General features: G+C 58.2%; 1 protein-coding gene and 1 pseudogene. Both read left to right on the top strand.

Going from position 1 to position 1812, the window contains the following annotated elements:
• Positions 1 to 71: 71 nt before the first annotated feature.
• Positions 72 to 854 (top strand): annotated as a pseudogene (locus AWB69_RS45040) (Mu transposase domain-containing protein); the annotation flags it as partial.
• Between the two features lie 8 nt (positions 855 to 862).
• Entirely contained in the window at positions 863 to 1651 is a 789-nt protein-coding gene (gene istB, locus AWB69_RS45035) for an IS21-like element helper ATPase IstB (RefSeq protein WP_062093210.1), read from the top strand.
• The last annotated feature ends 161 nt before the right edge of the window (positions 1652 to 1812 follow it).

The raw sequence follows: 1812 nt of genomic DNA, 5'->3' as shown, positions 1-1812 counted from the left end.
CGGATGGGTGATCTCGAACAACCCGCCTTTGACTACGCGTTGTTCCTCATGACAGACAGTTGCTGACTTACGAGAAGGGAATCGTGGAATCGGGCGTCAAATTTGTAAAGCGAGGCTTCTTGCCACTGCGGGAGTTCCGTGGTCTGGCTGACGCCAACCGCCAGATACATGCTTGGGTAATGAACGAGGCCGGCAACCGCATTCACGGAACCAGCCGCGAGATGCCGCTCAAGCGCTTCGCGGAAGTCGAGCGAAGCCTGCTGATCAGCTTGCCAGACGTCCCGCCGGAGCTTGCAGTTTGGGCTAAGGGGAAGGTGCACCGTGACGCTCATGTTCAGTTCGAGCAGAGTTTTTACTCGGTCCCGTATCGACTGGTCGGCCAAGAGTTATGGCTCAAGGCGACCGACACTATGGTGACGCTATACCGTGGGCAGGAATCGGTTGCCGCTCACGTACGCCTCGTTCGCCCAGGCGGACGTCGCACAGTAGACGATCATTTGCCATCCGCCGCTCAGGCGTGGCAGTTGCAGGATACCCAGTGGTGTCTGGCGACCGCTGAGCAGATCGGGCCTGCTTGCTTCGCCTTGGTTCACGCGCTCTTCGGCGACAAAGTCTTAATCAAGATGCGCTCGGTGCAGGGTGTGTTGCGGCTTAAACAGAAATACGGCGCGATTCGACTCGAAGCAGCTTGCTCGCGCGCAAACCATTACGGCACGCCGCACTACACAGCGGTTAAAACCATCCTGCAAAAGGGATTGGATCAACTGACGCTGTTAAACGCCTTTGATGCGCTGGCGAGCACCTATACCGAAGGTGGCCGCTTCTGCCGCAACACTCAAACCATTCTCCAATAAGGCCAGCCATGCATCCCATTCCTGAACTAACGCCGCTGCTCAAACAACTGCGCCTGTCCGGCATCCTCGATTCGCTGGAAGCGCGAAACCGGGAGGCCATCGATCGCAAGCTCGCGTTCACCGAATTCCTGTCGCTCCTCATCCATGACGAGGTCGCCCGGCGCGACAACAAGAAGCTCAGCCTGCGCATGAGACGCGCAAACTTCCGTAGCCAGAAGACCCTTGAAGGCTTCGACTTCGACCGGCTACCCGGTTTGAATCGAGCCGCCATCCACGATCTGGCCACAGGCCGATTCATCGACGAGAAAGTGGCGGTCCTGATTGCCGGTCCCTGCGGAACGGGGAAGAGCCATCTCGCGCAAGCGCTCGGACACGCTGCGGCGAGGCAAGGACATGATGTCCTGTTCTCAACACAAAGCCAATTATTAGCAAGCCTGCGCAGCGCGGCGGCCGTGGGCACCTACGATCGTCGGTTCCAGTACCTCGCCAAGCTGCCACTTCTTATTATTGACGACTTCGGTCTTAAGCCACTGCGTTCACCAGACGATGAAGACTTCCACGATCTGATCGCCGAGCGTTATGAGCGGGCGGCCACGATCTTGACTTCAAATCTGGACTTCCCCGAATGGGGCGAAGCATTCCCAGGTAACAAGATGATCGGCGCCGCTACCCTTGATCGCTTGCGTCACGGCGCACACAAAATCGTCCTCGACGGCGAAAGCTATCGCGGCCTCAAACCAGGGGCCGACAACCCCAGAACCGAGCTTGCAAAAGCAGGGAAAATCAAGCAACCTTGATCCCCGTTCGAACCCTTGAATTGCTCGTTTCCAGTGGCGCCATTACGGCGAAAATGCCCGGCGCCATTACGCCGAAAGGTGACAGACCTTGCCCTCGAAGGAGAAACTGCGGCCCGTGACCTACTCAACCCTGTTCGGGCTGATCGCGGCCACCGGACTGC

This window comes from Caballeronia udeis (assembly GCF_001544555.2).
GTDB lineage: Bacteria > Pseudomonadota > Gammaproteobacteria > Burkholderiales > Burkholderiaceae > Caballeronia > Caballeronia udeis.
The sequence above is the reverse complement of the archived record's forward strand: the minus strand, read 5'-3'. Positions and strand labels throughout refer to the sequence as shown.

Excerpts from the sequence above, each read along its gene's own strand:
- istB (WP_062093210.1), top strand. The coding sequence starts at position 863 with ATGCATCCCATTCCTGAACTAACGCCGCTGCTCAAACAACTGCGCCTG.